Source organism: Salegentibacter sp. (genome assembly GCF_041642575.1).
Taxonomy (GTDB): Bacteria; Bacteroidota; Bacteroidia; order Flavobacteriales; family Flavobacteriaceae; genus Salegentibacter.
The window spans coordinates 1-3,904 of record NZ_JBEPWD010000141.1 but is presented as its reverse complement, the minus strand read 5'-3'; the positions used below and the strand labels follow the sequence as shown (position 1 = coordinate 3,904).

The window sequence follows — 3,904 nt, the reverse complement described above, 5'->3', positions numbered from 1 at the left end:
ATGTGATATTCGCTTGAATATCCGCCCATAGCGATGGCGATTTTTTTCTTCATCTTCAATTTTTCGGGTTTATTTTCGTTAAACAAAAATATCATGATTAAGGCCTGCTGCCAAATGCATGGGTTTTATATCTTTGTCGCTTACAAACAAATGTATGGGATTATTTAAATTTATCTTCAGCAAAACATTTTTAATTCAATTGGTGCTTGCTGTATTGGCCCTTATCGTACTCGCTTTTCTCGCGATGAAATGGCTCGACTATTCAACCAATCAGGAACAGCGTATTGAAGTGCCCGATCTTGCAAGAATGTCTCTCGATAAGGTAGATGATCGCCTGGCTGCAATGGATTTGAGGTATGAGATATTGGATTCTGCCAATTTTAACCCCGATTTCCCACGGTTTTCAGTTATCGAACAGGTTCCTGAACCCGGACAGTTTGTAAAAGAAAACCGGAAGATATATTTAACCCTTAATCCTTCGGGATACAGGAAAATAATGGTTCCTGATCTAATAAGAAGAACTCGCCGCCAAGCCGAGCCTACACTGCGTTCCATTGGTTTTGAAATTGGAGATGTCACTTATAAACCGGATATCGCCAAAGATGCGGTACTTGAACTTAGACATGAAGGCCAGAAGATTGAAGCAGGGGACAAACTTATGAAGACCTCCAAAATAGATCTTGTATTGGGCGATGGCTCCGGTCGTTACTCAGGAAATAAAGATGAAGATGAAGGTGAAGATGATGCTAACGAGGAAGAACTGGAATTTTAATGAACAAGGAAGACGAGAACAACGAAATTGAAGAGCAGGATGAAACCCTCTATGAACATCATAAATTCGTAGCTAAAATTGGGCAGAAACCACTTCGTGTGGATAAATTTCTGATGAATTTCATTGAAAATGCCACCCGGAATAAAATTCAGAAAGCTGCCAAAACCGGAAATATTTACGTTAATGACGAGCCGGTAAAACAAAATTACAAGGTAAAAGCTGGAGATATTGTCCAGGTGATGTTTGAACATCCGCCCTATGAATTTCTGCTTACTCCCGAGAATATTCCCCTCGATATTGTTTATGAGGATGACAGCTTGCTGGTAATTAATAAACCCGCTGGGATGGTTGTGCATCCCGGTCATGGTAATTACAGCGGCACCCTGATTAACGCCCTGGTTTATCATTTCGATAATCTACCCAACAACAGCAGTGAGCGGCCTGGTTTAGTTCACCGCATAGATAAAGATACCAGTGGCCTGTTGGTTGTAGCTAAAACCGAGCATGCCATGACTCACCTTTCTAAGCAATTTTTCGACAAAACCAGCGACCGGGAATATGTGGCTCTGGTTTGGGGAAATGTGGAAGAAGATGAAGGCGTAGTGGAAGGTAATATCGGCCGCCATCCTAAAAACCGATTGCAGAATACGGTTTATGAAGGAGATGATGAAATTAAAGGAAAACCTGCCGTTACGCACTATAAAGTTCTGGAACGCTTTGGATATGTCACCTTAGTGGCTTGTATTCTTGAAACAGGGCGCACGCACCAGATTCGCGTTCATATGAAACACATTGGACATACGCTTTTTAATGATGAACGCTACGGTGGAGATAAGATCCTTAAGGGAACGACTTTCACAAAATACAAGCAGTTTGTTGAGAACTGTTTTAAAATATTGCCGCGCCAGGCCCTTCATGCCAAAACTCTCGGTTTTACTCACCCTGAAACCGGGGAAGAACTGAGTTTCGATACCGAAATCCCACAGGATATGAAGGACTGTATTGAAAAGTGGCGAAATTATTCCAAAAACCTCAAAGATACTCTCGACTAATTATTTTTGAATTTCCCTTCACTTCGGAACGTTGAAACCTGTCCGTTTTCTTATTTTTATGGATTCTGAATTTAAAAAATAAGGAAATGAGCGACGAAATAAGGCCATATGTACTGGCTGAAACCAATTGGAAACAGGTTAAAAACGAAGATTATTCCGTAGCAATCCTTCCATGGGGTGCCACTGAAGCTCATAATTATCACCTCCCATATGCAACTGATAATATTTTAGGGGAATCCAACGCCATTGAAGCTGCCAGAAAAGCATGGGAACAAAATGCCAAACCTATTGTCTTGCCTACAATCCCATTTGGAGTAAATACAGGACAAATGGATTTGAAGCTTTGTATGAATATGAACCCTTCCACTCAGTATGCAGTTTTAAAGGATGTGGTGCAGGTACTAGACACCCATAAAATACAGAAACTGGTTATTCTGAATGCCCATGGGGGGAATAATTTTAAACAGATGATTCGGGAGCTTAGCCTGGAATATCCCAGGGTTTTTGTTTGTGCTATTAATTGGTGGCAACTTTCAGATGCGAAAAAGTATTTTGAAGAACCCGGAGATCATGCGGGAGAACTGGAGACGGCAGCGGTATTGCATTTGGCACCACATCTGGTGCTTCCACTCGAAGAAGCAGGAGATGGAGCTGCAAGAACTTTTAAAATCCGCGGACTCAAAGAAGGCTGGGTGACCTCTCAGCGAGCATGGACCAGCGTCACAAAAGATACAGGAGTTGGCAATCCCAAAAAGGCCACTGCCGGAAATGGTGGGAAATTCTTTGAAAAAACAACCGATCTAATAGCCCAATTCCTCATTGATCTTCATCACGCCGACCTTCAGGATATGTATGAATAAAGACTCCTGTTTATGCTGAAAAGTTTACTTTATATTTTCGGGTTTTTATTGCTGGGGGAATTGATCTCATGGCTGTTTCAAATTCCGGTGGCGGGTAATATCCTGGGAATGTTGCTTATTTTTATCGCTTTAAAACTAAAACTGATACAACTCGAAGATGTAAAACCTGCCTCTGATAAACTCATTAAATATCTTGTTGTATTTTTTATACCGTATGGCGTTGGCCTGATGGTTTATTTCAATATGGTAGCCGAATTCTGGCTTCCCATTACCGTTGCTGTTGTTTTTAGTAGTATCCTTACGCTTTATATAACGGCTGTAATCCTCGAAAAATCAAGGAAATGATGCAGCAGTTTTTCCAACTTCCGGTATTTGGAGTTTTTATAACCCTGATTGCATATTTCCTTGCGGTAAAACTTCGGAAGAGATGGAACTATATCCTGCTAAACCCTGTTCTGATTGCTATTACGGGAATAATTATTTTTCTTCTCATTTTTCAAATAGATTTTGAAAGCTATAATGCTGGTGGGGAATACATAAGTTTTTTCCTTGGGCCTTCTGTAGTGGCCTTAGGCGTATTCTTTTATGAGAAATACGAAGAGGTTAAACAGAATTTAAAAATATTCGTGTTCGCAGTACTCACGGGTGGAATTACCGGAATTTTAAGTGTAATCATTCTTCTATTGTTGCTGCAGGCACCCGAAGTGATCATCCGGTCGCTAGCCGCCAAATCGGTAACTACACCTATCGCCATTGAGGTCACCCGACTTGTTGATGGAATTCCTGAAATTACGGCGGGAATAGTTATCGCGGTTGGTATTTTTGGTAATGCTTTCGGGCCATTTATTCTGAAGAAATTAGGTATTAAAAGTAAAATTGCAATTGGAACCGCACTTGGAACCGCGGCCCATGGAATCGGAACCGCTAGGGCTTTTGAAGAGGGGAAAATTCAAGGCGTTTACAGTGGCCTCGCGATGTGCCTTAATGGGATAATTACGGCTTTGCTGGCGCCATATTTAATCGAGTTAATTCTAAATCTTTGAGAATAAAAAATCCGGAAAAGAATAATTATCCTTTTCCGGAAGTCTAATGCAATATTAGAAAAATTTCTAATTATCGTCTGCCTCAATAGTATCTAAATCGGTGCTAAAATCTCCAGTGTCAGTTGGTTGGGAACGTTCCATAGTAGCTCCGCCTCGCTGCGGAGGCATCTCCCGAAG

The 3,904-nt window shown here is 41.2% G+C and carries 5 protein-coding genes; all 5 read left to right on the top strand.

Going from position 1 to position 3,904, the window contains the following annotated elements; all coding sequences use genetic code 11:
- The first annotated feature begins 154 nt into the window (after positions 1-154).
- The 5 genes from ACESK1_RS12445 (at position 155) to ACESK1_RS12425 (ending at position 3,727) form a co-directional block, all read left to right on the top strand.
- Entirely contained in the window at positions 155-772 is a 618-nt protein-coding gene (locus ACESK1_RS12445) for a PASTA domain-containing protein (RefSeq protein ID WP_372920506.1), read from the top strand.
- Positions 772-1,824, top strand: coding sequence for an RluA family pseudouridine synthase (locus ACESK1_RS12440; protein WP_372920505.1), 1,053 nt, complete (start codon positions 772-774; stop codon positions 1,822-1,824). The genes ACESK1_RS12445 and ACESK1_RS12440 overlap by 1 nt, the downstream gene beginning before the upstream one ends.
- 86 nt (positions 1,825-1,910) lie before the next feature.
- Positions 1,911-2,684, top strand: a complete 774-nt coding sequence (locus tag ACESK1_RS12435) for a creatininase family protein (protein ID WP_372920504.1) — start codon at positions 1,911-1,913, stop codon at positions 2,682-2,684.
- A 12-nt stretch (positions 2,685-2,696) separates the two neighbouring features.
- Positions 2,697-3,029 (top strand): CidA/LrgA family protein, encoded by a 333-nt coding sequence (locus ACESK1_RS12430; protein WP_372920503.1) that lies wholly within the window; start codon positions 2,697-2,699, stop codon positions 3,027-3,029.
- Complete coding sequence (locus ACESK1_RS12425; protein WP_372920502.1) at positions 3,029-3,727, top strand: LrgB family protein; 699 nt, start codon at positions 3,029-3,031, stop codon at positions 3,725-3,727. Before ACESK1_RS12430 ends, ACESK1_RS12425 begins: the two co-directional genes overlap by 1 nt.
- Positions 3,728-3,904: the final 177 nt, after the last annotated feature.

Bases quoted from the DNA above. Each gene is read 5' to 3' on its own strand.
- ACESK1_RS12445 (WP_372920506.1), top strand. From the start codon at position 155: ATGGGATTATTTAAATTTATCTTCAGCAAAACATTTTTAATTCAATTG.
- ACESK1_RS12440 (WP_372920505.1), top strand. From the start codon at position 772: ATGAACAAGGAAGACGAGAACAACGAAATTGAAGAGCAGGATGAAACC.
- ACESK1_RS12435 (WP_372920504.1), top strand. From the start codon at position 1,911: ATGAGCGACGAAATAAGGCCATATGTACTGGCTGAAACCAATTGGAAA.
- ACESK1_RS12430 (WP_372920503.1), top strand. From the start codon at position 2,697: ATGCTGAAAAGTTTACTTTATATTTTCGGGTTTTTATTGCTGGGGGAA.
- ACESK1_RS12425 (WP_372920502.1), top strand. From the start codon at position 3,029: ATGCAGCAGTTTTTCCAACTTCCGGTATTTGGAGTTTTTATAACCCTG.